28 protein-coding genes and 1 other annotated feature are annotated in these 26,247 nt (G+C 42.2%); of the genes, 22 read left to right on the top strand and 6 right to left on the bottom strand.

Annotation, left to right across the window (positions count from 1 at the left end; translation table 11 throughout):
- Positions 1 to 2 precede the first annotated feature (2 nt).
- Both LCY76_RS20570 and LCY76_RS23955 read left to right on the top strand, forming a co-directional pair.
- The gene (locus LCY76_RS20570) at positions 3 to 224 is read left to right on the top strand and encodes a heavy-metal-associated domain-containing protein (protein WP_248254204.1); all 222 of its coding nucleotides are present in this window, start codon (positions 3 to 5) and stop codon (positions 222 to 224) included.
- A 29-nt stretch (positions 225 to 253) separates the two neighbouring features.
- Positions 254 to 388 carry a hypothetical protein gene (locus tag LCY76_RS23955; protein WP_256224861.1) on the top strand — a complete coding sequence of 45 codons (135 nt, stop codon included), beginning with the start codon at positions 254 to 256 and terminating at the stop codon, positions 386 to 388.
- 93 nt (positions 389 to 481) lie between these two features.
- Here the strand turns inward: LCY76_RS23955 and LCY76_RS24205 are convergent, their stop codons facing one another.
- Positions 482 to 601 carry a hypothetical protein gene (locus tag LCY76_RS24205; protein ID WP_419714960.1) on the bottom strand — a complete coding sequence of 40 codons (120 nt, stop codon included), beginning with the start codon at positions 599 to 601 and terminating at the stop codon, positions 482 to 484.
- 147 nt (positions 602 to 748) lie between these two features.
- On the opposite strand from LCY76_RS24205, the gene LCY76_RS20565 reads away from it, so the two are divergent.
- The 7 genes from LCY76_RS20565 to LCY76_RS24200 all read left to right on the top strand — a co-directional run bounded on the left by LCY76_RS20565 (position 749) and on the right by LCY76_RS24200 (position 7,744).
- Positions 749 to 2,251 (top strand): spore germination protein, encoded by a 1,503-nt coding sequence (locus LCY76_RS20565; RefSeq protein WP_248254736.1) that lies wholly within the window; start codon positions 749 to 751, stop codon positions 2,249 to 2,251.
- Positions 2,241 to 3,362 carry a GerAB/ArcD/ProY family transporter gene (locus tag LCY76_RS20560; protein ID WP_248254203.1) on the top strand — a complete coding sequence of 374 codons (1,122 nt, stop codon included), beginning with the start codon at positions 2,241 to 2,243 and terminating at the stop codon, positions 3,360 to 3,362. Before LCY76_RS20565 ends, LCY76_RS20560 begins: the two co-directional genes overlap by 11 nt.
- A 1-nt stretch (position 3,363) precedes the next feature.
- On the top strand, positions 3,364 to 4,440 hold the full coding sequence (locus LCY76_RS20555; RefSeq protein ID WP_248254202.1) for a Ger(x)C family spore germination protein: 1,077 nt from the start codon (positions 3,364 to 3,366) through the stop codon (positions 4,438 to 4,440).
- A gap of 216 nt (positions 4,441 to 4,656) precedes the next feature.
- Positions 4,657 to 6,168, top strand: a complete 1,512-nt coding sequence (locus LCY76_RS20550; protein ID WP_248254201.1) for an FTR1 family iron permease — start codon at positions 4,657 to 4,659, stop codon at positions 6,166 to 6,168.
- A complete protein-coding gene (locus tag LCY76_RS20545) occupies positions 6,158 to 6,550 on the top strand; it encodes a hypothetical protein (RefSeq protein ID WP_248254200.1) in 393 nt (130 codons plus the stop codon). The genes LCY76_RS20550 and LCY76_RS20545 overlap by 11 nt, the downstream gene beginning before the upstream one ends.
- 245 nt (positions 6,551 to 6,795) lie before the next feature.
- Positions 6,796 to 7,224: an ASCH domain-containing protein gene (locus LCY76_RS20540; protein WP_248254199.1), complete on the top strand. Its 429-nt coding sequence runs from the start codon at positions 6,796 to 6,798 to the stop codon at positions 7,222 to 7,224.
- 133 nt (positions 7,225 to 7,357) lie between these two features.
- Entirely contained in the window at positions 7,358 to 7,744 is a 387-nt protein-coding gene (locus LCY76_RS24200; protein ID WP_419714959.1) for a DUF2690 domain-containing protein, read from the top strand.
- 33 nt (positions 7,745 to 7,777) lie between these two features.
- Here the strand turns inward: LCY76_RS24200 and LCY76_RS20535 are convergent, their stop codons facing one another.
- Positions 7,778 to 8,638 (bottom strand): AraC family transcriptional regulator, encoded by an 861-nt coding sequence (locus LCY76_RS20535; RefSeq protein ID WP_248254198.1) that lies wholly within the window; start codon positions 8,636 to 8,638, stop codon positions 7,778 to 7,780.
- A gap of 294 nt (positions 8,639 to 8,932) precedes the next feature.
- On the opposite strand from LCY76_RS20535, the gene LCY76_RS20530 reads away from it, so the two are divergent.
- From LCY76_RS20530 to LCY76_RS20490, 9 genes are all read left to right on the top strand, one after another.
- Positions 8,933 to 9,850, top strand: coding sequence for a phytanoyl-CoA dioxygenase family protein (locus tag LCY76_RS20530; protein WP_248254197.1), 918 nt, complete (start codon positions 8,933 to 8,935; stop codon positions 9,848 to 9,850).
- A gap of 140 nt (positions 9,851 to 9,990) precedes the next feature.
- Positions 9,991 to 10,557, top strand: coding sequence for a GNAT family N-acetyltransferase (locus tag LCY76_RS20525; RefSeq protein WP_248254196.1), 567 nt, complete (start codon positions 9,991 to 9,993; stop codon positions 10,555 to 10,557).
- A gap of 446 nt (positions 10,558 to 11,003) precedes the next feature.
- Positions 11,004 to 11,762: a nuclease-related domain-containing protein gene (locus LCY76_RS20520; protein ID WP_248254195.1), complete on the top strand. Its 759-nt coding sequence runs from the start codon at positions 11,004 to 11,006 to the stop codon at positions 11,760 to 11,762.
- Positions 11,763 to 12,189: 427 nt separating this feature from the next.
- Positions 12,190 to 12,597, top strand: coding sequence for a hypothetical protein (locus LCY76_RS20515; RefSeq protein WP_248254194.1), 408 nt, complete (start codon positions 12,190 to 12,192; stop codon positions 12,595 to 12,597).
- Between the two features lie 117 nt (positions 12,598 to 12,714).
- Positions 12,715 to 13,671, top strand: coding sequence for a Gfo/Idh/MocA family protein (locus LCY76_RS20510; RefSeq protein WP_248254193.1), 957 nt, complete (start codon positions 12,715 to 12,717; stop codon positions 13,669 to 13,671).
- Entirely contained in the window at positions 13,668 to 14,636 is a 969-nt protein-coding gene (locus tag LCY76_RS20505) for a Gfo/Idh/MocA family protein (RefSeq protein WP_248254192.1), read from the top strand. The genes LCY76_RS20510 and LCY76_RS20505 overlap by 4 nt, the downstream gene beginning before the upstream one ends.
- Before the next feature lie 506 nt (positions 14,637 to 15,142).
- Positions 15,143 to 15,523: a VOC family protein gene (locus tag LCY76_RS20500; RefSeq protein WP_248254191.1), complete on the top strand. Its 381-nt coding sequence runs from the start codon at positions 15,143 to 15,145 to the stop codon at positions 15,521 to 15,523.
- A 372-nt stretch (positions 15,524 to 15,895) separates the two neighbouring features.
- Positions 15,896 to 16,267 (top strand): cyclic-phosphate processing receiver domain-containing protein, encoded by a 372-nt coding sequence (locus tag LCY76_RS20495; RefSeq protein ID WP_248254190.1) that lies wholly within the window; start codon positions 15,896 to 15,898, stop codon positions 16,265 to 16,267.
- 22 nt (positions 16,268 to 16,289) lie between these two features.
- Positions 16,290 to 16,598, top strand: a complete 309-nt coding sequence (locus LCY76_RS20490) for a hypothetical protein (protein WP_248254189.1) — start codon at positions 16,290 to 16,292, stop codon at positions 16,596 to 16,598.
- Between the two features lie 187 nt (positions 16,599 to 16,785).
- Here LCY76_RS20490 and LCY76_RS20485 read toward each other — a convergent pair whose 3' ends face one another.
- The gene (locus LCY76_RS20485; protein ID WP_248254188.1) at positions 16,786 to 17,505 is read right to left on the bottom strand and encodes a DUF4163 domain-containing protein; all 720 of its coding nucleotides are present in this window, start codon (positions 17,503 to 17,505) and stop codon (positions 16,786 to 16,788) included.
- A gap of 186 nt (positions 17,506 to 17,691) precedes the next feature.
- Between LCY76_RS20485 and LCY76_RS20480 the strand changes: the two genes are divergently transcribed.
- Complete coding sequence (locus LCY76_RS20480) at positions 17,692 to 18,237, top strand: AAA family ATPase (RefSeq protein WP_248254187.1); 546 nt, start codon at positions 17,692 to 17,694, stop codon at positions 18,235 to 18,237.
- Positions 18,238 to 18,481: 244 nt separating this feature from the next.
- On the opposite strand, the gene LCY76_RS20475 is transcribed toward LCY76_RS20480, so the two are convergent.
- On the bottom strand, positions 18,482 to 18,952 hold the full coding sequence (locus LCY76_RS20475) for a DinB family protein (protein WP_248254186.1): 471 nt from the start codon (positions 18,950 to 18,952) through the stop codon (positions 18,482 to 18,484).
- Between the two features lie 450 nt (positions 18,953 to 19,402).
- On the opposite strand from LCY76_RS20475, the gene LCY76_RS20470 reads away from it, so the two are divergent.
- Positions 19,403 to 20,749 (top strand): MFS transporter, encoded by a 1,347-nt coding sequence (locus LCY76_RS20470; RefSeq protein WP_248254185.1) that lies wholly within the window; start codon positions 19,403 to 19,405, stop codon positions 20,747 to 20,749.
- A gap of 199 nt (positions 20,750 to 20,948) precedes the next feature.
- Positions 20,949 to 21,171: a binding site (T-box leader), on the top strand.
- Positions 21,172 to 21,247: 76 nt separating this feature from the next.
- Positions 21,248 to 22,516 (top strand): threonine ammonia-lyase IlvA, encoded by a 1,269-nt coding sequence (gene ilvA, locus LCY76_RS20465; protein ID WP_248254184.1) that lies wholly within the window; start codon positions 21,248 to 21,250, stop codon positions 22,514 to 22,516.
- Between the two features lie 148 nt (positions 22,517 to 22,664).
- Here ilvA and LCY76_RS20460 read toward each other — a convergent pair whose 3' ends face one another.
- Both LCY76_RS20460 and LCY76_RS20455 read right to left on the bottom strand, forming a co-directional pair.
- Positions 22,665 to 22,886, bottom strand: a complete 222-nt coding sequence (locus LCY76_RS20460; RefSeq protein ID WP_248254183.1) for a hypothetical protein — start codon at positions 22,884 to 22,886, stop codon at positions 22,665 to 22,667.
- Positions 22,887 to 23,099: 213 nt separating this feature from the next.
- Positions 23,100 to 23,993: a PdaC/SigV domain-containing protein gene (locus tag LCY76_RS20455; RefSeq protein ID WP_248254182.1), complete on the bottom strand. Its 894-nt coding sequence runs from the start codon at positions 23,991 to 23,993 to the stop codon at positions 23,100 to 23,102.
- Positions 23,994 to 24,309: 316 nt separating this feature from the next.
- On the opposite strand from LCY76_RS20455, the gene poxB reads away from it, so the two are divergent.
- Positions 24,310 to 26,034: a ubiquinone-dependent pyruvate dehydrogenase gene (poxB, locus tag LCY76_RS20450; protein ID WP_248254181.1), complete on the top strand. Its 1,725-nt coding sequence runs from the start codon at positions 24,310 to 24,312 to the stop codon at positions 26,032 to 26,034.
- Positions 26,035 to 26,247: the final 213 nt, after the last annotated feature.

Raw genomic sequence — 26,247 nt, 5'->3', positions numbered from 1 at the left:
GATTGGAAACAAAAATTATAAAAATCAAAGATATCGTAAATGAACAGGATGCCGATAAAATTGCCCATGCGCTTCAGCACGTGTGGGGGATTGGACAGCTTGATGTAAATATAAAACGGGGAGAGGCAAGCATAAGTTTCGATGAAAAAATGGCTTCCTATGAGGACTTTGTTCAAGCCATCCATGAAAGCGGCTATTCTGTTGAAGATGGTGAGCTTCAATAATTCTGATAGGCTAAAGGAGAAGGCACATCATGAAGAAATGTGAAATCTGTGGAATGGAAGAACAGAGGGAAAACGACCAAACCAGTATTCCTGCTAAAATCCTGCACATCTGTGAAAACTGCCAAAATGACCGTAAGCTGGATATGTACGATGGAATCGTATAAGAGTGCGATAAACAGGAGATACCCGATTTGGGTATCTCCTGTTTTTTTAGCATGTACCATACGTTTTTTATTCTTCCAAACTTAACGCCGTATTTACATCATCCGTGTATTGATTTGTTCTTTCAAATGATAAGGATGATAGTATCCCTTTGCTGTCATACACGTACTGATCTTATCATGGATTTCTACCGCATCCCTTAGCTGTTCACGCAAAACGGACCTAAGTTAAGGCTTTTTTTATTTTCAACCTAATACTAACCTAATATGATCAACCGTTAAAACCTTTTGGATAAAACTGCATCTCCGGAACATAATAAAAAGCAGAAACTATCCGAGGAATTTGTCAGGTGGGATTTAATGATGTTTTGGAAAAAGAAGAAGGCAGCAACCAGCCAAGAAGAAAAAGAAAAGAAGACGAGTGTTCCACATGAAGCCGTTACACTGGAAGCATTTAAAAAAATTACGGCAAAAATGGATGATGCCGAAATCGTTCAACGGCAAACCAACAGTGGCATTCCCTTTTCTCTTGTCTACATACAAACCTTAATCGATCATGAGAGGTTTAATGAATCAATAGTCAATCCGATCATTCATAGCACGAACAAACAATTTGTCCAATGTATCGCTACGTGCAAAGTAATAAAGGTGAGTTCGATGGAAGAAGCAAAGAATCATTTGCTGATTGGGTGTGTCCTTGTCCAGGATGTGGAGAAGAACGAGTGGTGGGCCATTAAACTGGAGAACCCGTTAAGCAGGGCCATCGAAAATTCGGAAACTGAAACGATCGTGTATGGACCGAAAGACAGTTTTACGGAAAGAGTTGAGCATAATCTATACATGATCCGCAGGCGGCTGCCTCTGACTGAACTGAAGACAGAAAAATTTCAAGTGGGTTCCCTGACAAAAACACAAGTTCAATTGTTGTACATAGAGGGGATTGCCAATCCGGATATTGTAGATATTGCAAGGAAAAATATTTCGGAAGTGAATTTTGATCTTATTCTGGAGTCATCGAACCTTTCAGCTTTTATGGATGATCATACAAATAGCTTGTTTCCTCAGTCTTTGCAGACGGACCGTCCAGATTCATGTGCTTATTCTCTCGGGCTTGGTAAACTCGTCATTTTGCTTGGCAATACACCATTTGCCCTCATTGCTCCCATTACTTTTTTTCATCTTTTCCAATCACCAGAAGATTATGTTCATCGCTGGGTCATTGCTAGTTTTTTAAGAACCCTTCGCTATTTAAGTTTCCTTATCGCCATTTTACTCATTCCGCTTTATGTAGCGTTAGCGACCCATCATTATCAGATGATCCCGCTCCAAATTCTATATGTGATGATGGAATCGCGGAGCAAATTGCCGTTTACTCCGTTTTGGGAAGCGTTGATCATGATGGTTATCATTGAAATCATTAAAGAAGCCAGTTTGCGGATGCCGACCAAAACGAGCCAGACGATCGGGATCATTGGCGGTATTGTTATCGGACAGGCTGCAGTAGAAGCAGGGTTTGCAAGTAAGGTATTGATTGTTCTTGTGGGAATATCTGCGATTGCTTCCTTTTTGGTGCCAAATTATTTAGTAACAAAAGCTACAACGGTCATACAATTCCTATTTCTAATTTTATCGTCGTTTATCGGTATTTTGGGAATTGCGCTCGGGTTAATTCTCCTATTGGCCCATCTGAATGGACTATCTTCCCTTAAACAGCCTTTTTTTGCTCCCGTTGCACCTCTTCATTGGAAGGATTGGAATGACCTTTTTGTTAGAATACCGTTACCCTGGATAAAGCAGCGGCCGCAATATTTACAGCCACTGCAAAAATGGAGGGTGAAAAGAAGGAGGGGATCGAATGAGCAGTAGGTTTGTCCTATTCGATAATACGGCCATCACGGGAACTGGCTATATATTTGCCATGGTGAACCGGATGCAAATGCTGTATTATATTCTCATTTTGCCGAAACACTTAATGCATCCCTATATGATTTTAGGAATTATCGGAGTGGGGATCCTTTCGCAGATTAACCTTTTGATCTTGTCTTACTATTTAAAATCAAATTATTCCTCTCAAGGTTATCTTGGCTTTGTACAGTTATTTGGTGAGAGGCTCGTCCGTTTGTTTGCATTTTTTGGTCTTTTTGTCATTTTAGTAAAAGTAATTGTAACAGCATTGGGCTATGTTGAGATTATTCACCAATTTATGTTTCCCTCCATGAAGACGAGCTGGCTCATTTTCTTCTTGATGGCGTCAAGCTTTTACATTGCCTCTCAAGGAATGGAGAAGACCATCCGGCTTGGCCTTATTGCTTTTTTAGCAACGATCTGGATTATTGTCCTTTATGTCCCTTATTTCCTGCCTCCCATTGCCGAGATACATCATCTGTATCCATTGGTACCTGGAGAGATTTCGATTCATTCCTGGTATGGGTTTCTAATGATTTGGTCAGCTCTTTCCGGACCGGAATATTTAATCTGTTTAGGCCCATGGATTGGACCGAAGGAAAAGATTTTAAAAGGGTTAAGTATTGGGAATGCTCTCTCTGTCATTGAATATCTCATTCTATTTGTCGCTTGTCTTTTATATTTTGGTTCTAATTATCTCGAGAAAATCAGTTTTCCTGTTGTAAACATGCTCCGCTATTTGCAGTCACCGGTGTTTGAGCGCATTGATCTGATAATAATTTCTCTCATCATGATTTACGTTTTATTTTTGATCGCTCTCTTATTATTGTATTTCTATGGTGCAGTAAGAATTGCAGCAGGGAGAATAAAAGTTCCCACGAATCGTAAAGGCTTTTTGGGAAGCGCTGCCGCCATTTTTATTTGCATGCTGATTATTAATGGCTGGTACTGGAGGGAAGGGATAGAGCTGAATATATGGACAACACTGCAGCTCTGGCTGGGTGCGATTACTTATTTTCTCGTGCCTTCATTCCTTCTTATTGCAATGAAATGGAAGAGAGGTAGCTCCTAGTATGAGATATATAAAGAGGGTTATTTTGCCGCTGCTTTGTTGTGTACTGGTTCTTTCGGGCTGCTCCTCACCATTTGTTGAGGATAATACGGTAGAAGAAGTTGCTCCGGTAACCTTTTGGTCGCTGAATAAAGGGGAAAATGGAAAATTGGAAATTACTACACTTGTTCCTCCCATTATGAATGAGAAAAAGCGGCTATTTACACTGGATGTGGATTTATTAAAGCAGGGAAAAAAGGAATTCAACTTAAAGTTTTACCGGGAACTAAAGCTTGGTCAGCTCCGAATGCTGTTAATCAATGAAAATCTGGCGAAGAAAGAAGTCATTTCTTTAATAAACACCATCCTTTCAGATCCGGATGTATCCCCTCGTCTTTATCTTGTGCTGGTCAAAGGGAACTTTGAGGAGTACTTAGAGAAGGAAAAGAACGAAAAGAAGAACTTGGATTATTTTCTATATCGGATGTTCAGGCATTATGAAAGAAGAAATCAGGGAGAAATGACGATTGTCAATATTCATGAGTTTATGGAAAAGGTCTATTCTCCTTATTCGGATCCTGTGCTGCCGATATTTAAAGTGAATGAAAAAAAATTTACGTACGAAGGAACAGCCTTTTTTAAAAAAAATGATTATGTGGGCTCCGTTAAGGATATGGAAGATCAGATGTTCCAGCTGTTAGCCAACGACCATTACTTAAAGAATCTTCCTCTTTCTCCTTTGAAGGTTTCCTTAGGCCAAGTACGTTCCAGGGTTCATATGAAGGTGGACAGGAATTATAAAACGTTATCCATCAAGGTACATGTGAAAGGAAGAATAGATGAATACAGAGGACATCGAAATATACTCAGCAGCAGTGAAATGAGAAAGCTTAACAAAGACATCGAGTCCTATTTGCAAGGACAATCAATGGATTTGGTGAAGAAAACACAAAAATTAAAGGCAGAGCCTCTTGAAGTAGGAGCACATACTCTTTCTCCATTGCTGCAGCCGATGAGCCGAAAAGAATGGCTGAATTATTATGAGAACATGAAAGTCAAAGTGGATTATATTGTGAAAATTGAACCGTTGAGTTTATAAAGCAACAGGAAGAGGCGGGCTTATAAAAAAACCCTTATTATGATGAGAAATTCTTTGATTTTTAAGGATTTCTCTTTTTTGCATACAAAAATCTTAGGAAAATGGTAATTGACAATGATTATCATTAACAATATAATTTGAAAGTGAGTACTGATAATGAATTTCATTAACTAAAGATAGATAAAAGTTAGTTTATTGAGAAGTGAGGGGATTACATTGAAGAATAAGGTTCAAATCATACTTGCCATACTTCTGGTTGGAGTCTTGATTATACCTATACATAGCTTTGCGAAGGGGAATGCAAAGGGCGATATGACAGATGCAAACAAGTTGGTTACAGAAGCTATGAATGCATCTCAGCAAGGGGATATCACCAAGGCATCCAGCAAGTTCAAAAAGTTTTCAAGCACTTGGTTGTCCATTGAGGATGGAGTAAAGGATCAATCGACTACTGCTTATCATGATATTGAGGATGCGATGGGACAAGTTCAGTTCGCTCTCGCTCAACAGCCTGTAAATAAGAAAAATGTTACCGCTGGGCTGGAACAATTAAAGCAAACGAACCAAAAATTCATCGACGGGAAGTTTCCTGCCGCATCCAAGGATAAAAAAAGCGGTTCAAGTAAAGAGGGAGACGTGGCTGGCCTAGTTTCCTTACTGGACCACTCATTGAAGAATATCGATCAAAACAATATTCAAGGGGCTAAAGCCGACATTGAAAAGTTTAGAAAATCCTGGTTAAATGCAGAAGGTACTGTACTTACCCAATCTTCAAAAGTTTATAGCAGCGCTGAACGGGATATGGTTACTTCTTATGCCCAGCTATCATCAAACAATATAGACGGTGCTAAAAAAACCATTCAGGATATGCGGGATTATCTGGCTCCCATCGCCATGAAAACAAGCTATAACATGATGGATGCCACAACGATTCTGCTTCGTGAAGGACTTGAGGCTTTGCTGGTAGTAGTCGCACTGCTTGGTTTCTTGAAAAAAGCCGGGCACGAAGACAAAAAACAATGGATCTGGATGGGTGTAGGTTCAGGAATTGGCGTCAGTATTATCCTGGGTGTCATTGTGAATCTCCTCTTTTCAGCAGGAGCCTTCGGAAGCAATAATTTCTTGATTGCAGGCTGGACAGGAGTTTTTGCGGCTGCGATGCTGCTATACATGAGTTATTGGCTTCACAGTAAATCCAGTCTTGCGGAATGGCAGCGATACATTCGCACAAAAAGTACAAATGCACTGAACACTGGAAGTTTATTTTCACTAGCCGCCCTGTCTTTCCTTGCCGTTTTCCGTGAAGGAACAGAAACGGTATTGTTTTTCATAGGAATGGCGAATTCAATCAAGCTGCCTTCGTTATTAACAGGTATTGGTATAGGAGTTTTGGTTCTTGTTATCCTTTCTTATTTCATTCTTAAGCTAGGGTTAAGAATTCCGATGCGCCCGTTCTTCTTAGTATCCAGTGTTCTCATGTTTTACCTCTGCTTCAAGTTTACAGGTATGGGGATTCACGGATTGCAGCTTGCTGGATTATTGCCTGTAACTCAAGTGAATTCTTTGACGACAATAGATTTTCTTGCGTTTTACCCAACGCTCGAAAGCATGATTCCACAGGCTTTTCTTATTTTGGTCGCCATAGTGGCAGCAATTATGAATAGAAAAAAAGATATCAAATTAAAAATCGAACTCAAACATCAGGGGGAACTTCGAAATGCAAACTAAAAAATACATCGTACCTATCGTACTGGCAGCTTCTCTTACATTATCAGCTTGTGGAACTAAAGATAACGGATCAGAAAAACCGAAAGAACCGACGATCGCTGAAGGATCCAAAGAAATGAAACAAACACTTACCGACCTCAAATCTCAATTAAAAGCGAACGAAGCAGATAAAGTGAAAGAATCTGGAGAACAGTTAGAGGAATCATGGGAAAAATTCGAAGACAGCGTTAAAGAAAAAGACGCCGATCTTTATGAAAAAGTAGAAACGCCGCTGCACACCATTGAAGCGGGTGCAAAATCAAAGCCTCTGGATGCAAAGACTTTAACCAAGGCATCTGATGAATTAAATAGTGTTTTATCAAAGGTTGAAAAACTGAAGTAAAGCAAAAAAGCCCATTGAATGTTTACTCATTCCTGGGCTTTTTTCATGGTTGGTTTTATTGAAGATGAAGAGTTAAAAAGCATTGCCGAAAGTATTGAAGCAGCCCTTATCAACGTTTTGGACAGAAGCAAGTAACGATTTTAAGCCACTTTCTCTAAATGGAAGGTGGCTTAAATACTTATATTATTCTTTTACATGGACACTCTATAGACATAGTAAACTTTCATAGGTTGGAGGCCGCGAGAATGAAGGTTTTATCAATGATCCAGCCTTGGGCAAGTCTATTTGTCCTGGGGGAGGTCAAATATGAAACAAGGTCATGGAGAACGAATTATCGTGGTCCGCTGGCGATCCATACAAGTAAAAAAATGGATAAGACTTTCTGTAGCCATCCGTTAATTGAGTTATTGCTTGGTAAGCATGGTTACTCAAAGGATAATCTTCCAACTGGTATGATCATTGGTGTATGCAACCTTGAAAATTGTTTGAAGGTAAAGGAAAATAACGGGACGCAGGCAATACTGGAAAATGGACAAGTGGTAACAGGCAATACTTATTTTTTAGGAGACTTTCAAGTGGGAGGATACGCTTGGGAAGTGCAGGACATGCAGCAGCTGGATGACGTTATACCAGCGAAAGGAAAGCTTGGATTATGGGAGCATGTTTTAGAATGATGGACAAAGAATAAGAAATGATTCGGGTGCAAAAAAACTGTTTTTTATTGTTTATTTCTACAGAAGGTATTACGAGCCTCTTGATTAAAATATATAACCTAACTTTCAACTAGCTTCCCGCTCTGCCTCTACGATGAGGTGGAGCACCGGATGTTCAAAGGACGCTAGAACCGTTCGTTCAGTTGACATCGTATGTGAAGAAACTGATTTAGTGAGAGGAGAAGTTTATATTCGTCATAGCAACAAATGTCATGCCTCATGGGCGCAGGTTTACTTTGGATTCCCTTTGGAAAAGGGTGAAACTGGAAACGCAGAAATACGTCAATTCGATAGTCACAAAATATTCATGAGATTATATGACTGTGCAAGTCCAGGCGGAAACGGAAAAGTCAGTCCGGGACAACTCAGCTGCTATTCTGCGATGGTCAATAATCCCGCAGGAAACTATGCCAGAGCCCAGGGTGTTTGGTCTAAAAACGGCATCTACTTTTGGGGTTTTGGCAACACAAGTTATTATTAAACGGACAAGGGTTGCCCTTTAACAGGCAACCCTCTATTTCTGATAATACAGCCTCTCCATATGCTTCTCCTTAAACTTCTTAGGCGACTCTCCCGTAAACTTTTTAAACAGCATCGTAAAATAATTCGGGTTGTCATACCCGACCAGCTGGGCGACTTCTCTTATTTTCAGGTTAGTTGAGACGAGCAGCCGTTTGGCCTCACCCATTCTCCTTGTAATGAGGTAGTGAATAGGCGACAGGTTCATGTCTTCTTTAAACACATGCGAGAGGTAGTAAGGGCTGATGAAGAATACTGCGGCCAAGTCATCCAATGAGAGGTTCCTTGTATAGTGTTTATCAATATATTCTTTTATCCGATGAGAGAGGGAGTCTTGCTTTTCTGCAGACGCGTCTTGATGATGCAGATGGATGATGCGATGGATGACCGTAATAAGTGACGTAAGCAGGTTCTGGCAGATCATCTCGTATCCTTTTGCTTGAAGCGCCGCCTCATCAAAGATTTCGGACAGGTATGTTTCTATTTTAGAAGAGTATTTATTGCGGCGAATAACGGGCTCGATGTCAGATGGGATGACATGAAGATCCTTCAAGCCCTGGATGGATAGGTTGGTGATCCCGCAAAAATACGTTTGTAGTGGGTGGTCAGGGTTGGACCATTCCTCATGGAGCACGTCTTTATTGTAGACCAGGATATCTCCTTGTGAAGCTTCATATGTTATTCCATCAATAATGAACGTCCCTTGTCCACCACTGATATAGACGATTTCACTCAGGTTATCATGTTTATGGCTCGAAAATTTCCAATGTGGATTGTCACTGATCTGCCCGGCATATAAAAGCTGCGGGGCTTTTTTTATATTCAGAGTTTCTGGGGAAGCTGCATTCTGATTCATTGAAAACTTCGCACGATGACCTCCCTGGTATGGTTCCTTTAAGTGTAAAGGATTTGATGGTTGATAACCATAGTTCAGAGCAAGATATGATAGTTTTTATGGAAAATAAACAAGATATTAATACTGCATGATTGGAAACGGATACATGACAGTAAGAAGCAACGTTTATTCTGGATGGAACAGCAAGATATCTTAGTTTTATTAAAGAGACAGCAACATCATTTATTGTATTAGAAGCTCGTGGGGCCTAACATGGAAATCAAGAAAAGCTACTATACAAAAGGAGGAAGGAAAATGAACCAGAAGCTGAATAATATTCTTGAGATCGCTGTTCCGTTGAATGAGAGGAAAAATAATGAACCGTTGCGTGTGCTTAGTGAGGAAGATTGGATGTTTTGGAAAGAGAACGGTTATGTGATTGTTCATGACGCCGTTCCACAAGACCATGTCGATCGCTTGGCGAAGCTGATTTGGGACTTTGAAGAAAAAGATCCGAACGATTCCTCTAGATGGTATACAGCGGCACGGCGTGAAATTCAGATGGAAGAATTGAAGAATACAGGGATGGTCGAGCTTTACAACCATCAGTATCTTTGGGATAACCGCATGCATCAGAAGGTGTATGATGCCTTTGTGGATATTTGGGGAACGGAAAAATTGTGGGCCAGCATTGACCGGTGCAACCTCAACCTTCCGATGAAGCCTGGGCATGAATATAACAGCTTTATTCATTGGGATGTGGACACATCGCTTGATTCGATTCCGGTAAACGTTCAGGGCGTTCTCTCGCTTGTTGATACGGACGTGAACATGGGAGGATTTCAGTGTATTCCTGAACTGTACCGTGACTTTGATGAATGGATAAAAGATCAGCCAGCTGACCGTGATCCGCACAAGCCGGATACGACGGGCTACACACCTACAAAAGTGGTAACTAAAGCAGGCGATTTGCTCATCTTTAACAGCATGCAGCCGCACGGCATCCGTCCAAATTATTCGGATAAGCCGCGCCTTGCCCAATACATCTCCATGTTCCCGGCGCAGGAGGGGAATGAGCAGCTGATTGAGACACGGGTGGAGTCATGGAAAGAGAGAATTCCGCCCAGCGGCAAGGCCTTCCCTGGAGATCCGCGCAACCTGGAGCACGAGAGATATGATACGGCACAGTTGACGGAGTTAGGGGAGAAGCTGTTGGGGTTGAAGAAGTGGTAGAGTGATAGGAAGGGCAGTTCCTTTTTGGAAAGGGTGCCAGGCACCGGTTTTACACACTTGTGTAATCTCGGTGCCTGGCACCTATGTTCCTTTTTATTCCTTTTTAGCCTATAATGGTTAAAAATAAGGGGGGCTACAACATGCGAGAATTGCAGACCGAAAGATTATTATTGAGACCTTGGAAGGAATCTGACGTCAAAGACTTGTACGATTACGCGAAAAGCGACTTAGTGGGCCCGAATGCCGGCTGGAAACCGCATAAGGATGAGGAAGAAAGCAAAGAGATCATTCAAATGTTCCTTGAGAGCAATGATGTGTTGTATGCCATTGAACTTCTCTCTGAACATAAGGTGATCGGCAGTATCGGACTGCATGACCGAAAACCGGATGAAACCTTGTCCCATCTAAATCAAAAGGAGATCGGCTATGTCCTGAATCCAGCCTATTGGGGAAAGGGCTATGTTCCTGAAGCGGTAAACCGAGTACTGGAGCACGGGTTTGAAGATCTGTATTTGGATATCGTTTGGTGTGGACACTATGATTTTAACCATAATTCCAAGAGAGTGAATGAGAAGTGCGGATTCAACTACAGATTTAGTGAAAATAAGATATTAGAGCGATTGGATGGGCAGGAAGTTGTCTGTCTGTACTATAGTATTTTGAAGTCGGAGTACCAGAATGGAAAGAATGTAACGGATGCATCCTGATAGAAAATGCCGTTGAGAGACGGCGTTTTTTTGTGGCGTTTTAACTGATTTTATAGGGCGAAGCATGATCTCGAAGTCTATGCTGGCGTGCAGTTTTTATGAAAATGTTTGTTTGGCAAGTAAGTGGTGTCGAACCGCAAGTAAAGTCGGAGTTTTCGCAAGTAATGCATGCAGAATCGCAAGTAAAGAGGGCATTTCCGCAAGTAATTCATGTCGAATCGCAAGTAACAGCCAGCAGGAGGGTCTCACTACCCCAAAAACGGGTTATTGATGAAGGTTTGGACAAGCTGGAGGCCGGCTAAGCCCGAGAAACCAATATAATTAGTTAAATACAAGATCAATCGCGGGCTGGGATACATATTTTCAACTCATTTTTGCACCGTGAGCAGGAAAATCCTTCTCGCAATTCGAATTTCCTTCTTATTAAGAAAGGGAGTTGATAGAATTTGATTGTAAAAGAACGAAAAGTTCCTATTACGGTACGGAAATTGGAGGCTTTGCTGAGAAGGCTGCCTCCGGATCACCGTAAACGGCCCGATATTAGTGACCAATTAGCAAGGCGGATGGCGGGTTACAGAGGGGAGCTTGCCCTAGACTATCATTTGGGTTATCTCCTCAAGAAAGACTACCTTATTTTTAATGATCTCCGGCTTACGGTTGGCGAACGCTTTTTCCAGATAGATACGCTCATCCTTTCCCCTCATTACTTTCTCATTTTAGAGGTGAAAAACATCTCAGGAACACTTGTTTTTGATCACAATTATAAACAGCTCATTCGTGTGTCTGGTGAAAAAGAGGAAGGCTTCGCAGACCCAGTTTTGCAGGCCGAACGTCATCGTGTGCAGCTGCAGGATTGGCTATCCGCACAAAAACTCCCACAGGCTCCCATTGAAATGCTTGTTGTCATGAGCAACCCTAACACGGTAATTAAAAATACCCTCCTGAATCTGGATCCTTCCACATCCAAACGAGTCATTCACGGTGCAAATCTCCCCTTGAAAATAAAAATATATGAAAAGATGCATGCCAAAGAGCTCCTGAATCCCCAGCAAATAAAGAAGCTTTCTCGAAAACTAGTGAACAGCCACACTCCATCCGACCCTCAAATCCTTCAGCAGCTCCAAATCCCTAAAGAAGAAATTTTGACCGGTGTAGAGTGCCCGGAATGTTCCGCTCTCCCGATGGTTCGACTGCATGCGAAGTAGGTTTGCACATGGTGCGGTTCGTTTTCAAAGGACGCTCATCTTGCTGCAATTACCGATTACAAACTCCTTATCGGCCTCTCGATCTCCAACTATGAACTCAAGAATTTTCTGCACCTTCCGTCTGTTTTTGTTTCCTCCCGAATGCTCCATTCGATGAATCTGCATTATTCCGGCTCTTACCGAAACCGGAGTTACATGCTGCCTCCCGAAGATTGAAACATCCAACTTTCTTCGTCTTTTTTTTAAGAGAGCCATCGTGTAAAAAATTGGGTGTACTATCACTCCCGAAGGACTTTTGACTGAAGCTTTTTCGCAATATTGACTCCTGAATTGTGTCCAAGATGTGTCTAAATTACGATTACAATAAAAACCAATGTTGTTATAATTTTCTCCGTACTCTATTAAAAAAACTAAGGGAGATGAGGTATTGAAAAAGTTGACTGCTTTTTTTGCTTTGGTTTGCGGGTTGGTATTCTCTGCTTCACCAGCTAATGCTGCAGCAAATGGACTGGCTAATGCACCTTTGCTTTCCGGATCAGGTTCTTGGGATTACATAGGCTGGGATACGTTTACGAAGGAGAGTGAAATTTTCCGCTCTGGCGGCGGGGATTTCAAGTATTGCAGGGATAAATATGATTCAGGTACGGATGTGATTGAGCTCTGGGAGTATGATCCTGAAAGCTACAATGATTATGTCGGAAGCCGAAGCGTAGCACCTGGAGATTGTGAAGTGTTCAATAGTATCGGCGGTTTTACAGACGGGACTGACGGCCAGGCGGAATTTTTCTTGAAGAAGAGCAGCACTCGATATGCGAATGTTTACTTTTATGATTGATCTTTTTAACGGTCTTCCTAATGGGAGGACCGTTTTTTTTTGCAAGTAAATTTGTTGCAGGTCTCCCAATAAAAACAGGGAATCTATATAAAAAGTCCTTTGAAAGGAGTGCCAGCTGTGAAAATTGTTATTTTGGGATACGGCTTTATCGGAAGCATCCACCTGAACGCGTATCTGCAGATGAAGGATGTAGAAGTAGCAGGGATTTATTCTACGACCCAAACAGGGGATATACAAGGGATTCCCGTTTATAACGATTTGGAGAAGTGCCTGGAGCTCGGGGATGTGGTTGACGTTTGTCTTCCTACATTTATGCACCGGGATGTTTTTGAAAAAGCGGTGGAGAAAGGCAAGCATGTTTTTCTCGAAAAACCGATGGCGCATACCGATGAAGACTGCCGATGCATGCTGGAGCTGGAAAAGCGCTGCAGCTCGAAAGTGATGGTCGGACAGGTGCTTCGCTATTTTCCTGAGTACCGTAAGCTGAAGGAGAGTATTGATCCGGATAAACCGGCTTCCACTTTACTTTCAAGGCGCTCTCAATTACCTGTGAGCGCAAAAAACTGGTCTCTCGACCGCAGCAATAGCGGCGGGGTTATTTTGGACCTCAGCCTGCATGATATCGACTTCGCTCGGTGGGCGTTCGGGCCGGTTACGCGTGTTTTTGCACAGACAGATCCCGATCATTACTATGCCCTCATCACATTGCGGCACGAAAATGGCTCGATCAGCCGTATTGAAGGCAGCTGGAGGTATGACGGCGGATTCGCGCAGGAAGTGGAGATCGCGCAGGAAAATGAACTGTTTACGTTTAACAGTCAGGAGGTTTCTCCGCTCTCGGTTCACCGGAATGTTTCGCTTAAGAAAGATTCCACAGAGGTTCCGCCGGTCTTGCTGCGGGATGACCCTTGGTATCTTGAACTGAGAGATTTTATTGATAGCATTCGAAATGATGAGCCGGCTCCTGTCACACTGCAGGATGCCTATGAGAGTACGAAACTTGCACTGCTGGCATTACAGTCTGCGGAGGAAAAGCGGCCGATTTCCTTAGAAAAGGAGCTGAACACACGATGAGAATCTCCATTTTATCAGCGGCTCATGTTCATTTAGATGCGTTCGCCGCTGCCGTGAAACTGTGTCCAGGCACAGAACTGGCGGGTATCTATGACGATGATGCTCATCGCGGGAAGAAGAAAGCGGCAGAGCATTCCACAATTTTTTATGATGATTTGGGAGCGGCGTTGAACGAATGTGAAGCGGTGATCGTCTGCTCAGAGAATGTCAAACATGATGAGTTGGTACTGGCAGCTTTAGAGGCGAACAAGCATGTCCTTTGTGAAAAACCGCTGGCTGTATCAACAAAAAGTGCCACCATCATGGCGCAAAAGGCTATTGAGCAGGATGCTGTTTTGGCCACTGCTTTTCCGTTGAGGTTCAATACGCCGGCTGTTCAAATGAAACGGGTCATCGATCAAAAACAAATTGGTGATGTTCTGGCTTTTCACGGCAAGAATCCGGGGCAATGCCCGAAAGGATGGTTTATTGATAAGAACCTGTCCGGCGGGGGCGCACTGATGGATCATATCGTTCATCTCGCAGATTTGATGCGATGGCTGACTGGAGCTGAAGTGACGAGGGTGTTTGCAGAAGCTGATTCCTTCTTGGTACCGTGCATCACCATTGATGACGTCGGCCACGTGCAGCTGGAGTTTGAGAATGGAATCATCGCTGACATCGACCCGAGCTGGTCACGGCCGGTGGGCTATCCGACGTGGGGTGGCATTGATCTTCGGGCGACAGGAACGGAAGGGGCCATCGACTTAAAAGCGTATGCCCAGAACATCATCCAGCATAACAGCACGAAAACGGTCCACCATAACTTTGGTGACTTTGAATATCTTCACATGATGAATGCATTTGTTGAGACGATACGGAAAAATCCGACAGAGCTGGCCACTGCTTGGGACGGGGTGGCGGCGACAAAGATTGTTGAAGCAGCCTATCTTTCGGCGAGGGAGCATGTGGTCGTAGAAATTTGAAGGGAATGAGTAAGTCCTTAGAGGGGGCTTGCTTTTTTATTATAAAAAAAAGCTGTTTTCGTAAAGATTGTGGTTATATGTGCAAAAAGAGGAAATTAATATTACGGTCAGTGAGGGTAAAGTGTATGAAGTTAGAAGGACTTGAACAATTAGATTACGACGGAGATAGTTATTTCATTTTCTTGAGTGCACCTTGTTCATTAAAAAAAAGATGCCCAATAGGACATCTTTTTTGTGCGTATTGCGGCGAGAGACAGCACTCCACATAGTGCATTGCCTTAAAGGCGCGTCAATCTCGTCTTATGCAAATTAGCTCATCGCTTAAATAGTATACCACAGTTCGTGTTAAAAGAGTAGTTGAAATCATAAGGGTTCAAAACGAAAAAAATTATTCGAAATCTGGGGGTGATGGAAGAGCAAGATATGATAATTTATTAAATATTCAAAATTATAAAAAGGCTTAAGAGTGATATAATTTTAAGCAAGTGGACAAAGGAGTGAAATAAATGATTAATAAGGTCGGTCAAATTATGCTGTATGTAAATAATCAAGATGAGGCAGTGAATTTTTGGACGGAAAAGGTAGGATTTAGTGTAATTTCTGAAGAAGATAACGGTCAGGGAATGAGATGGATTGAAATTGCTCCAGCAAAGGATGCAGAAACAAGTATCATTCTGCATAATAAGGAATTCGTTGCAAAAATGTCGCCTGAATTAAATCTTGGTACACCTTCTTTAATGTTTTTCTCGGAAAATTTCGATCAATTACGTAGCGACTTATCAAATAAAAATGTCACAGTCGGAGAAATTGTAAATATGCCTTCTGGCAGAGTATTTAACTTTGCAGATAGTGAAGAAAATTACTTTGCAGTAATGGAAAAAAAGTAAACGCCAATCATGCAGTTTAAGCACCATCCGTTGTTGGATGGTGTTTAATATTTTAATTTCCTGGTTAGTTGAAGAAGACAATACTTTATCAAGTTTCCATATGATTCTTTTTATCACATAAAAAAAAAACGGCCCTCTTAAAGAGGGACTGGATCACATCAAAAGTTCTCAAGCAAAGTCATCGATATTTCTCGATTAAACATAACTCACCCTCTTAATCATGAAATGTTTGTCAAATATTAGCTTTTAAAGTCGTTTATGTCCCATTCAAACAGCATCTATGTTAAGGTTGATTCAAGATCTATTTAAGATCTATTATCTAGGGATTTTCGACTTCTCTTAGTCACCCCTTTATAAGGGAAGGAGTCTGAAATGGGTAATATTAGCGTTTTCTTAGATGACTACCGGACTGCACCTGAAGGCTATGTTTTAACGGAGACGATTGACGAGTGTATAGAGCTGCTGCGAAATTACACTATCGAACATCTTTCTTTGGATCACGATTTAGTAAATAAAGACAGGAATGGGTTAATGCTTGTTGAAATGATGGTGGAAGAAAAACGATTTGCTAACCGCATCACCATTCATTCTGCCAATTCAGTTGGCGGCAAAGCGATGTACAACTGTCTAAAACAGGCACAACAGGATTCGATCCTTTCCCCCTCCACCATTGTATCCTTAAGACCCCTGCCCCTGAAATATTTCCCGCCAAGGGTTCTGCAGCATTATTTAGACGTACAGTAGGCCCAACTGAAGAACAAACCTGTTGAGAAATCATTTTGATAGTGAGGTTCAGTGTATTACAAAGGGTGAGGTTCCAGAATATTTAGGGTATAAATCTCAGATTGGGGAGTTGATGGTTATTAATGACTACAACTATGAACTAATGTTTGAGAACCAAAGAATTTTTGAAGGAAATGGACAAGCCCTGTCATTATTTGTTTCCAGCGAAGATATTACAATAGGACAAACCTTATATATAAACAGTTATGTTTATTTTATTAAAAGAGGAGAATTAATAAATAAGAAGAATGAAAAGAATCTTATTAAGTTTTATCTAGAGGCATCTAATTAATTGGGTGCTTCTTTATTTTGGATAATAAAGGAATGTGCGTCCTTTTCCAAATTATGTACAGCTGCCAATTTAGGCGGCTTTTTTATTGAGTTAAAGGGCAGGTTAGTGACAGAAAATGGTGGATCACGAATGAAATGCCTCATCCACCTCATGACATGGCAAAACAGTGGGGATTTGTTAGAGAGGACTATAGGAAAACGTATTTATAAACTGATTTTGGAATTTTTATAAATGGAGTCACTTCATCATATGATCCAATTTCATTTTCTTGGAATACCAGATAAATTCCGTCTTTAGAAAACGAAAATTGAGTGTTTTTGTTAACTGTAACGTCGCTTAAATTAGATACATAACAGGAATACGGTTCATGTGTACTAAGATATTTAAATGCATATTTGTGTACTTTTTTATAATTACTGGATGTTTTAAGAATATCATTAATTTTATAGTGTTTACCTGTTGAAAGGTCAAAATTGTACATTGTTACATGATTTTTTCCATGTGAACCACCAGTGTAAGTGTATTCCAAATAATAGATACTAAGTTTACCATTTGAGTTATATTTTACTTCATATAGTGAGTTAAAAGAATATTTACATCTAGCCGTTTTTTTACATAATTCTTCTTTTGGAACGACTTTTTCTGCTTTCTTTAAATCAAGGTAAGATTTGTATGATTTATCTGCTGCTTTTTTAAGTGTGGAATTAATCTTGCTAGCGGCATTTTTGTTGATTCCATAAACTTGAGGATACCTTAATAAATTAATGCCGTTATATGAATGTTTTGTGAATTTCGCTTTTTGAGAACTTGCATTAGCGTCTATACTTGGTTCGTATGCAGAAAAGGAAAAAACAATTACTAATAGAACTGCTGAGATAATTCTCAAAAAAGATGATCGTTTTCTCATTTAAAATCCCCCTAGGTAAAGATATTCTTTGCTTGGACTTTATTTACGTCGTTATCATATCCTACGCCATTAACCCTTTTTATGTTTAGACGAAATGTATATTAGAAAGTTACAAAATAATGTCTAAGGGCATGTATTTAAAATAAATGTATATTAAGGAATTTGTTATTTAAAGGGGGTATCTAAATGAAAATCCAAATAATCGGTGGCTCGGGCACCGGCAAAAGCACTCTAGCAAAATTCATCAGTGAAAAAGAAAATATCAAGTGGATTGATACAGATCATTATCTTTGGAAAGATGACTCTTTTAAGGAAAATATTCCGATTGAAAAACGTATAGAACTGTATCAAAGAGACATTAATTCTAACAGTAGTTATGTCGCCTCTGGTTCCATTTTTGTATGGTGTACTAAAGGGTTTAGCAACCGTGACCTTTTAGTTTTTCTTTCACTTGATGAAGGCGTTCGAATGGAACGATTAAGAAACAGAGAAATTGAACGTAATAATTTTAGTCAAATGTGGCTTGATGAAAATGGTGAATATACGAATGATTTTTTAGAATGGTGTAAAACATATCTGTCAGAAAGTGATAAGAATATGGCCGGTACTTATGCGGAACAATCCTATCAAATGGAAATATCAAAAAGTCCCGTTTTAAAGCTCGACAGCTCTCGACCTGTCGAAGAAATCTACGCTGAAGTTTTAAACCGGTTAAGTCTGCACTCCAAGTAAAAGAAAGATATGCGGTTTACTTTGAACTTTTGCTTCGACTATCAGACTTTTTGAGCAGTTGTTGAATAAAAATTTTTTAAAAAAATCCAAGGAACAAGTAAAGTTCTCGCATGTTGCAAAGTACAGTAATGTAAAACTACATATTCACAAAAAAAGTAACACTAAAGACTAAGTCCTAAGTGTTACTTTTTGTACTTGATATATCCTAATCTCAAAGCGGAGTCTTTTTGTTTTTTCGTTCGGGTCAGCGGTGGGAAGGCCAGGACCCTTGCATTTTTCTGATTTGAATAATTTGGCCAGTATGGTAAGCGTCATGAAGCATTATGTCCAGTAATTTCCCCTCAAGGGAATTTTGGTCAAGCTCTTCGACGGAAGTTTTACTCAGTATCTGTCTTAAACTGCGTTGTACATTTTCGGCACGTTCAACGACTTTCTTCCATTCCTTATCGTCATTTGATTGTTCGGTGAGATAGAAGGTTTCATTACCGTCGAGATTATGTGTCCATTCACGGCCTTCCATGTTTGCTGCAAGTCTCTCTTTGTAATAAATGAGATGATTAACGTTCTCCCAAATTGTTTTAGTTGCCTCTCCAGTTGGTCGCCAGTTAGCCTGTTCTGCCGTGGTTCCTTCTACTGCATGTTTGAACGGCGCATACCAGCTCTCCTTGTCGAACGTTGTATCTAGCACGTTTAAGAGCAAGTCAATTCGATTCAAAATCATCTCCTCCTCGAATATATAACCTAAATTTATTGTTACATGGGAAGTGTATCATTACATAAAAGAATTTGGCAATATTTTCATGGGGGGAGAGGCGATTATGCTGTGGGAGTCTTTTCTCTTATCGATGTAAATAAGAAGCTAACGGGTGGCATTACTTTAACAGGTTTTACATTCCAATCTGTCTGTTGCTGTCGAATAATAAATGGTATAGTTTTAAAAAAGAAGCTCTGTTAGTCAATGTTGTTGTTTTCTAGTGGGGTGTATAAAAAACTTGAGGGCCTCTTTCAATCATCAGTATGCGATGCCCACTTGGAAAGAAAATCAACAATATGCTTTAGCAAAGCCAAAAAAGAAAGCGGTTTCCGGTAGTATCAAAGCTTGTGAGTGATGACGAAGTCAATAAAGGAGTGTCTAACACTGGCACAACGTGAGGAGGATTTAACAATGTCTCAATCTATTGATCACGCAAAGACGCGGCGCATTACGGGCAACATCTTCAAAGGTTCGGTTGGAAATCTGATTGAATGGTACGACTGGTACGTCTATTCTGCTTTTGCCGTGTATTTCTCTGCAGATTTCTTTCCGAAGGGGGACCCGACCAGCCAACTGCTCAACACGGCGGCGATCTTCGCCGTCGGATTCCTGATGCGGCCGATTGGGAGCCTGCTGATGGGCCGCTACGCCGATCGTCATGGCCGGCGTGCTGCGCTGACGCTTTCCATCACCATCATGGCAGGTGGGTCTCTGATCATTGCCTGTACCCCAGGTTATAGCACCATTGGTATACTAGCACCTATTATTCTGATTCTCGCCCGCCTGCTTCAAGGGTTGTCGTTAGGTGGAGAGTATGGAACCTCGGCAACGTATCTGTCCGAGATGGCAAGCACCGGTCGCCGCGGCTTCTACTCCAGCTTCCAGTACGTGACACTTGTTGCCGGACAGTTAGTGGCTTTGGGTGTTCAGATCATCCTCCAGCAAGTGCTCAGCGAATCCGATATGATGTCCTGGGGCTGGCGTATCCCGTTCGTCATTGGAGCAATGGGAGCATTGGCTGTATTGTGGCTGCGCCGTACGATGGACGAATCGGAGCAATTCGAAAAAATGGGTTCTGAAAACCGGGCGAATGCAGGGACCGTTAAGGCTCTAATGAAACACCCCAAGGCGGTGCTGACAGTGGTCGGACTAACGCTCGGCGGAACCGTTGCTTTCTATACCTACACGACGTATTTACAGAAATTCATGGTGAATACTGTCGGCCTCCAAAAGGAGGTCGTCAGCTGGATCAACTTTATTGCTCTGCTGGTATTCGTCGTGCTTCAACCGCTCGCCGGCATGCTGTCTGACCGTATCGGACGGCGCCCTCTATTGATTAGTTTCGGTATCCTCGGTACATTGCTGACGGTGCCGCTGTTTATGATCATGGAGCAGATGAAGAACCCTATCGTTGCTTTCTTGCTCATGATGGTGGGTCTCATCATTGTCACCGGTTACACTTCCATCAATGCGATCGTGAAAGCCGAGCTCTTCCCAACTGAAATCCGTGCCCTTGGCGTGGGTTTCCCCTACGCACTCACTGTCGCAGTGTTCGGCGGGACTGCGGAGTTCATCGCGTTATGGCTGAAGAGCATTGGAGCCGAGTCGCTCTTCTACTTCTACGTAGCTGCCTGCATTGCCGTAAGCTTCATCACCTACTGGCGTATGGGTGAGTCTTCGAAGGTCTCCCACATCGAAGCCGAGCTGGTCGCTGAAAATGACCAGCTGTCCGTGAAGGGCAGATCACAGCACTCTTAAGTATCATGAGTACAATGGAAAAGCATAATTTAAATGAATTCGTTTAGGTGCAATCCTCTAAGATCCAGCTGCCTTTTCAGGTGGCTTTTTTTATTGGATTTCTATTGGTTGCGCTTTCATAAAGAGAATATTCTAAATTTACAATAAACTTGTTGACGTGGCATTTTGAAGCTGTTAATCTTAGTTTTAAAATCTAACACGAAAGTCGATGATGAGAACAGTAGGATAATATTTTTGTTCCAAAGAGAGTCGGATGTGGTGGGAGCCGATGAACAAACATTATCTGAAAATCATCTCTGAGATACAAAGCTGAAATAAGAGTAAGCTTTGTCGGGTAGTCCGTTAAAGTGTCTTTTGACTGGAGAGCCGGAGTCTGTTTGCTTCGGAACTAGGGTGGTAACGCGAGCTGACTCGTCCCTATTTGGGAGCGAGTTTTTTTGTTGGGAAAAAAATACGAGTTTTTTATTTTAAAAAAACATTGTAGGAAGGAAGAGGAATATGGAACAGGTACAGCAACAGCAAAAAACGGTGCTCGTCGAAGACATCATGATCGCCAATCAACGAATCAAAGATGTGGTCCTTCATACGCCGCTGCAGTTTAATCCGCTTTTGTCCGCGCAGTATGACTGTAAACTCTATTTGAAACGTGAGGACTTGCAGGTCGTCCGTTCCTTTAAGATCCGCGGTGCGTACAATCGGATCAAAAAGCTGAGCCAGCAGGAACTTGAGAACGGCATCACGTGTGCGAGTGCAGGAAACCACGCTCAAGGTGTCGCTTATTCCTGTCATCTGCTGAAAAGCAAAGGGAAGATCTTTATGCCTACGACAACACCAAAGCAAAAAGTGAATCAGGTGAAGTTTTTTGGCGGAGAACATGTGGAGATCGTTTTGGTCGGGGATACATTTGATGATGCGTATGAAGAAGCGATCGTTTGCAGCCAAGCCGAAAATCGGACGTTCATTCATCCATATGATAATGAGGATGTGATAGCGGGCCAAGGCACTGTGGCAGTGGAGATTTTAAACGACTGCGACGAGAACATTGATTATGTGTTTGTTCCGATTGGAGGCGGGGGACTTGCTGCCGGAATCGGAACGTATTTGAAGAGTGTTTCTCCGCAAACGAAGGTGATCGGTGCTGAACCGGCGGGGGCACCGGCGATGAATGAATGCATGCTCCAGGGAAAACATGTATGTCTCGACCGCATCGACCCGTTCGTCGACGGCGCGGCTGTTAAAAATGTCGGGGCGATCACGTACCAGATCTGTCAGGAGATTCTGGATGACATTGTTGTTGTACCAGAAGGAAAAGTATGTTCAACACTGTTGTCGCTGTACAATCAAAACGCGATTGTCGCTGAACCGACCGGCTCTCTTTCTCTCGCTGCTCTTGATGAGTATGCCGATCAAATTAAGGGAAAAACAGTAGTATGTATCGTGAGCGGCGGCAACAATGATATCGGCCGTATGCAGGAGATCAAGGAACGTTCCATGATCTACGAGGGTTTGCAGCATTATTTCATCGTTCATTTTCCTCAGCGTGCCGGTGCGCTTCGTGAGTTTTTGGATGAAGTGCTCGGACCGGAAGATGACATCAACCGATTCGAATATACGAAGAAAAATAACAAAGAAACCGGACCGGTGCTGGTCGGCATCGAGCTGAAGAATAAAGAGGATTATCCGGAGCTGATCCAGCGCATGAACCGAAAGGGCTTTGCGTATCAGGAAGTGAATAAAGACAAGACACTGTTTCACCTGTTGATTTAATGGTTAAGACGATGTGCGAGTGGGCACGTCGTTTTTTTTGTAACAGCAGACGTTTGTTCAAGAAGAAAAGCGATTCTTATTAAAGAATCGCGCCCAATCGTTGAAGAAATTATATTATCACTGTCCAGCTTTCTCCACTTAGCCTAAATTAATTACGAACGAAAAGCAGAATATTTGAACTTTCAAAAACGACCCGAAAGTTATTTCTTAAAAGACAACTTTCAGCATGTACTACATCTTCCCCTATTTTTAGAAACTCCTTACATCGGCCTGCACTGCCGATGATGGCAAAATCAGAAATTCGAAATCGTCTCGTTCTTGGAACGCTTTCAAACACAATAAGGACTACATCATTTGTTCGAGGTGACAATAGCTTACCTCCTTATAGTTGATACATTATAGGATGCGGTGAGCTGCCGAACCGCAATGGACAAACATGGAGTATTATCAATTATATTATAGTGATTAGTCTGATTCGCTTCCTATGGCCAGACTGCTGGTGAGTCACTAGTACAATCTATCAGCTTTAGGACCCAAAGAAATTAAAAAAGGAGAAGGGCATATCCCTTCTCCTGAGAATTTTTTATTTGTACACAGACCTGGGTATGTCTACTGTTGGAGTTCCTGCTGCATAAGGGGCAACAGAATACTCCCCGAATTTTAAGGTAATGCCGTTAAAGTTAAAATAAAACTGGGCATCACGTTTTATGTTCACATCACTTTGGCTGGTTACATAAAAAATATCTTTATGCTTTTTCATATAGTTATACGCATATTTTTGTACGGCTGTGTATTTCGCATCACTTGTAAGAATGTTGTTCAGGTTCAATTCTTTGCCGTCGCTGATCGTAAAGTTATACCCTTCGAGGGATGACATTCCGTGTGCACCGCCGGTATATTCATAGTCTTGAAAAAGGATACTCAGCTGCTTGCCATCATTGTATTTTACGGAATAACTGGATGAGTAATCATAATCACAGGAAAAAGGATATTCCTTGCACATTTTATCTCCCTGAATTTCCTTTTCATCTTTCAGCAATTGTAAATATTCATTATACGATTCTTTCGCATGGCTCAGCAGAGCGGCGTTGATTTTATCCTGAGCTTTTTTGCTTTTTAGTCCCTTCACTTGAGGATAGGACACAGCCTTTGTATTTTTATACTGATGCTTACTGATCGTTACACCCGTGAAAAATTTAAGATACTTGGTAGAGACATAAGCCTTCTTGCTTTTGTAGCGAATTTCAGACCAGCCGGATTTGGTTTTTGAATAAACGGATACGGTGGCGCCGGATTTTAAAGAGCCGATGATTGTGGCTTTCTCACTTGGAGCATTTCTGACATTCAGCGATGTTTTAACATTTACAAAAGCTGTCTGTACGGATGCGGCCTTTGCTTCACTATTCACAAAAAATACGGAAGCAATCAAGGCAATAGCAATGGTAACCATGGTTAGGCGAAAAATTGATTTTTTCATAAAGACTCCTTTTCTTTTTTGATTAATGATAGAATGCGAACTTTAGTCGGTCATTGATATGTTACATTTATGTTACAGTGGTTACATTAAAATTACAACAGGTATTTTAGATTCATTTTCCAGAATGGCATGATCCATTATTACCCGGTCATTTGTCACAATAGAACACCTTAACGAAGGTTTCCTTAAGCAAACGTCAGGGTAGACCTCTTTTAGTGAAGCTTTACGCACAAACCTCCGAATATTCTCACTAACACAAGGGATAATATGGAAGAGTTTATTTGATTGAGGCAATAACTAAAAAGGAGACTACATAATGAAGAAAACCGTTGCTGATCTACTGGTCGATTCGTTGAGACATGCTGGAATTGAGCGGATCTACGGGATTGTGGGCGATTCACTGAACGCGGTGCTGGATTCCATCCGCCGTTCCGGAAAAATTGAATGGATCTCGGTCCGCCATGAAGAGGTAGCGGCCTTTGCTGCAGGTTCGGATGCGATTTTAAGCAATAGTATCGCCGTCTGTGCGGGAAGCAGCGGTCCAGGGAACCTGCATCTGATCAATGGATTGTACGACTGCCATCGCAATCGGATTCCGGTGCTGGCCATTGCGGCGCACATTCCAAGCAATGAGCTCGGCGGAGAGTATTTTCAGCAGACCCGTCCGGAGATGCTGTTCAGGGATTGCAGCCATTATTGCGAGGTACTGACTCGTCCGGAGCAGATGCCGCGCATGGTCCCGATGGCGATGCAGCATGCCATCGGCCGCAAAGGCGTTTCAGTGATTGTATTGCCGGGGGATGTGGCTTCTCTTCATGATGAACAGACTGTGCCGGAACAAGTCATTCACGTGACAGAACCAGTTATCCGTCCATCGGAAAACGAGCTGCAAAAGCTTGCCGATTACTTGAATAAAGGGAAGAAAGTAACGCTGTTGTGCGGAGCGGGGTGTGAAGGAGCGCATACCGAGGTGATGGCGCTTTGTGATGCGCTGAAATCTCCGATGGTCATCGCGCTCAGAGGGAAGGAGCATCTGGAGTACGACAATCCTTACTCTGTCGGACTGACGGGGCTCATCGGCTATTCTTCCGGTTATCATGCCATGATGGACTGCGATGTTCTTCTCATGCTCGGGACCGATTTCCCCTATCGCCAGTTCTTCCCGGAAAAGGCCGTTATTTTACAGGTAGATATCCGGGCGGAGCACCTTGGCCGACGGGCTGCGCTAACCTATGGGCTATGCGGGGATGTGAAGCATACGGTGGAGTCGCTGCTTCCGTTAATAAAAGTAAAGAAAAGCACGAGTCATCTGGACAAGCATGTGAAGGACTATGCGAAAGTGCGCAAAGATCTGGACAAATTGGCCACCGGGAAAAAAGGGAAGACACCCATCCATCCGCAGTATTTAACAAAAGTGGTCAGTGACCTCGCAACTGAGGATGCCATCTTCACCTGTGATGTGGGAAGCCCAACCTTATGGGCTGCGCGTTATTTGGAGATGAACGGCAAACGCCGGCTGTTGGGATCGTTCAATCATGGCACGATGGCCAATGCGATGCCTCAAGCGATAGGGGCCCAGGTTTCAAAAAGAAATAATCAAGTCATTGCTCTTTCGGGGGATGGCGGGCTCTCGATGCTGATGGGTGATCTTTTGACCATCAAGCAGCATCAATTGCCGGTAAAAGTTGTCGTGTTCAACAATGAGGCACTTGCCTTTGTGGAGCTGGAAATGAAAGCGGCGGGATACTTGGAAACCGGTACGGGCCTTGGACAAACCAACTATGCAGCAATCGCCGAAGGCATGGGGATCCAGGGTATACGGGTTGAAGACCCGGGTGACCTGGAGGGTGCCGTTAAACAAGCGTTTAAACATAACGGCCCCGTGCTGCTTGATGTGGTCGTCAACCGTCAGGAATTAGCTCTGCCGCCAAAGATCGAGTTCGAACAGGCGCACGGATTTACGCTCTGGATGCTCAAAACCGTGCTCAACGGCAAGGGAGACGATCTGATCGATCTGGCGAAGACGAATCTATTTCGATAGAAAAACGTAAGGAGCTGTCCAGAAAGTTTTTTTCTGGGAGCTCCGTTTTTTTGGATGTGGGAAGAAGTCTGAAGATTCAGATCGGAACAATTAAGAGAGAGTTAGGCTCAATTAAATGAAATAAGGCACAAATAATTCCTGATTTGGCTCAATAAATTCAAATTCCGCTCAATTATGGTCTCGTTGAATTTTGGAACGTTGACAATAGGATAA

It is taken from the genome of Fictibacillus marinisediminis, assembly GCF_023149135.1.
Taxonomy (GTDB): Bacteria; Bacillota; Bacilli; order Bacillales; family Fictibacillaceae; genus Fictibacillus_C; species Fictibacillus_C marinisediminis.
Note: the sequence above shows the minus strand (reverse complement) of the source record. Positions and strands in the feature narration are given on the sequence as shown.